Genomic DNA, 3462 nt, shown 5'->3' on the forward strand with positions numbered 1-3462 from the left:
GCCGTGGCCGTCGAACGCCCGTCCGGGGCCGGGGGGTTCGATGAGGGCGTCGAGCGGGTGTGCGCGGCGCTGATCGACGTGTACGAGAGGCTCCAGGAGTCGCCGCGCGGCGAGGGGACGGTCGGCTGGGCGGGTCAGCTCGCGGCCCTGCGGGCGTTCCGCGAGCGGCGGGTCGCGGGGGATTGGGACGTCCTCGCCCGGTTCGTCATGGATGCGCGGGACGGGACGGACGGGGTCCGCATCGTGCCCGTGTCCGAGGAGGCGCACGTGGCGGCGGCCGTCCGGGAGGTCGTGGACGGCATGCTCGCGGCGGGCGAGCGGGCCCTCGTGCTGGCGCCGACGGCGCTGCAGGCGGCCGCGGTGCTGCGCGGGTTCGAGGACGACGCCGGGGTGTTCGCGCTGGCCGTGGACACCGAGCCGGGGGACGCGCCGCCCGAGCCGCCCCGGAAGCCGCCGGCGCGGCCGAAGCCGCCGCACGGGACCGTCGAGTTCAAGCGGGCGCCGGACGTCACGCGGGCGCAGGAGCTGCCGGTTCCGCCCGCGCCGGAGACGTGGGTGCGCGGCGCGGTGCTGCGGGCGAGCGGGGCGGCGTGGCGGCAGTCGTGGGACACGGAGCTGCGGATGCTCCGGCGCGGGCTGCTGTGGCTGGAGCAGTGGCCGCGCGACCACGCGACGCTGGAGTCGGTGCGGGCCGAGAACGTGCGGCGGCGCGAGGCGTTCGAGGCGGAGCGGGCGGCGCTGGCCGCGGCGATCGAGGAGGCGCGGGCCGCGGCGGAGGCCGCGGAGGGCGCGGCCTCCGAGGCGGCAACGGAGGCCGAGCGGCTGGACGTCGAGCAGCGTGCGGCCGAGGCGGAGCTGGCGGGCCCGCAGGCGGAGGCGGAGCGGCTGCAGGCCGCCGCGGACACGGCGTCCGCGCAGGCCGGGGAGCTGACGCGCGTCGCCGACGCGGCCTACGCGCGGTGCATGGAACTCGGCCAGCGGGCGCAGGCCGCGCAGGGCGAGATGCAGGCGGCGCGGCAGACGGAGGAGTCGCTGGCGGACGAGTTGCAGCGGGCGCAGGAGGCGCTGCCGGCGGCGGTCCACGAGGCCGAGCGGGCGGTGGCGGCGGACGCGGACGCGGCGGCGGAGGGCCACGCGAGCTACTACCGGCTGGTGTCGGCGGAGTCGGCCCTGTCGGCGATGCAGAAGAAGATGTCGCTCGGTCAGCGGCTGCACGTGGCGTCGCCGCCGTCAGGGCTGCGGAGCATGCGCGCCGAGGTGAAGGCGCGGCGGCGGGAGGCGGACGAGGCGGCGAAGCGGGCGGCGGAGGCCCGGCACGCGGCGGAGGAGGCCGACCGGCTGCGGCGCGGGCTCGACCAGTTCGTCACCGACGGCAGCGCCCGGATCGGGGCGGCGCGGGAGGCGCAGCAGCGGCTCGGCGAGGAGCTCGCCTGGCTCGCGACGGAGCGGGAGCGGGCGGACGCCGAGCACCGCGAGCAGGCGCGGCTCGCGGCGGAGGCGGTGCATCGCGCGACGGAGGCGGGCCTGGAAGCCCGGATGGCGAAGCAGGCCGCGCGGAAGATCGAGGAGCGCGTCGAGGCGGCGCGGGCCGCGCGGGAGGAGGCCCTCGCCGTGGCCGAGCGGGAGGGCGCGGCCGGCGAGGAGGCGGCCCGGCGCGCGGCGGACGCGGCGGCCGAACTGGAGCGCCGCTCCACGGAGGCGCAGGACGAGTTCGCCGCACGTGACGCCGAACTGCAAGCGGCCGAGGACGCGGAGGCGCGCGCGCGGGAGCACGTGGAGGAGATCTGCGGTTCCGACCCGTCGGTCGAACCCGACGCGATCGCCGCGCACCAGTCCCGGGCGATGGCCCGCATCGAGGAGCTCACCGCGTATCTGGACGGCCGCGCGCCCGACGGCGACGTCCTCCTGCGCACCGCCGACGTGGTCGTCGGGACGCCCGTCGCCGCGGGACTCGCGCTGGACGACGCCGAGTTCGACGCGCTGATCACCGCGGGGGACGTCCGGGACGCGGATTTCCTCGTCGGCGCCGTCCGCACCCACCGCTGGGTCCTGGTCGGCCCGCCCGGCGCGACGCCGCCCGCCCACCGCGAGTACGCCGGCGAGGAGCCCGCCGACCGCCTGACCCGCGGCCCGCTCAACCGCGCCGCCGTCGCACCCCGAACCCCGCACCCCGAGGACGGCCCCGGCTCGTCGCCCGACGCCACCTCGACCGTGGACGCACCCCGCAGCGCCGCACCCGGGGACACACCCGACGAGCCCGACGAGCCCGACGAGCCGACCGTGGACCCGCGCGACGTCGCCTTCGGCCACACACCGTCCACCGACGCGCCGTCCGACGACCCGCCGTCCGGCGACGCACCGGTCGCGGACGAGACCCGCACGGACGCGACCAACGAGGGCTCGGCACCCGAGGACGCAACCCACGCGGACACCACGCTCGACGAACCGCCCGCGTCCAGCGAACCGGACGTCGCAGACGAAACGCGCCTCGACAACACGACCGACGAACCGGACGGGACGCGCGTGGAGTCCACGCCCGACGAACCGGACGTCCAGGACGTGACCCGCGCCGACCACACGACCGCCGACGAATCCCCAGCCGCGCCCGACCAACCGGACGAAACCCGCCTGGACCACACGACCACCGAACCGTCCGCACCCGACGAACCGGACGTCGAAGACGCGACCCGCGTGGACCTCAGAACCACCGAACCTGCCGCCGAGGACGAGACGCGCGTCGACCACGCGCCCGGCGGGTCGTCCTCCGCGTCCGACTGATCGGACGAGCAGGCCGCCCCGGCCACCGGCGCCACCGGCGCCGGCCGCCGGTGGCGAGGGAGCATGGGGGAGTCGGGAATGCGGGGCGCCCGAGGAGCGGGCGGGCGTCCTCGGGCGGTTCGGGGGCGGGCGGGTCAGTCGTCGTCGTCCACGAACAGGTTCAGCACCCAGCCGACGACGCCGACGACGATCGCGCCCCAGAAGGCGGGCCAGAAGCCGTCGACGTGGAAGGGGAGTTCGAGGCGCGCGGCGACCTCGCTGGTGAGCCAGAGCAGCAGCGCGTTGACGACGAGGCCGATGAGGCCGAGGGTGAGGACGTAGAAGGCGCAGCCCAACGTCTTGACGATCGGCTTGATGATCGCGTTGACGATGCCGAAGACGACGGCGACGCCGAGGAGGGTGAGCGCTCGTCCGCCGGCCGTGTCGCCGACGCTCGAGACGCCCTGGACGGTGATGCCGTGGATCAGCGCGGTGGCGGCCCACAGGGCGACCGCGGTGATGCCCACCTTGAGAAGAATGCGCACATCACCAGGGTGCGCGGTCGACCCCGGGGCCGCCATCAGTCCCTGCGGCGATTCTGCGGGGTGCGTCGATCACCGTCAGGTAGGAGACGGCCTCATTCGCTCCGGTCGAAGAAGGGCGACGCGACGGACGGTCCACGCCCTGCGGGGGCGGGGGCGGGCT

The 3462-nt window shown here is 76.7% G+C and carries 2 protein-coding genes; one reads left to right on the top strand and one right to left on the bottom strand.

Annotated elements, in window-relative coordinates:
• Positions 1 to 2778, top strand: a 2778-nt coding sequence (locus DMH08_RS40675) for a hypothetical protein (protein WP_199748231.1), incomplete at its 5' end; no start/stop codon positions are given.
• A gap of 134 nt (positions 2779 to 2912) precedes the next feature.
• Here DMH08_RS40675 and DMH08_RS38980 read toward each other — a convergent pair.
• The gene (locus DMH08_RS38980) at positions 2913 to 3302 is read right to left on the bottom strand and encodes a phage holin family protein (protein WP_026404924.1); all 390 of its coding nucleotides are present in this window, start codon (positions 3300 to 3302) and stop codon (positions 2913 to 2915) included.
• Positions 3303 to 3462: the final 160 nt, after the last annotated feature.

The sequence above is a fragment of the Actinomadura sp. WAC 06369 genome, assembly GCF_003947565.1.
Classification (GTDB): domain Bacteria; phylum Actinomycetota; class Actinomycetes; order Streptosporangiales; family Streptosporangiaceae; genus Spirillospora; species Spirillospora rifamycini.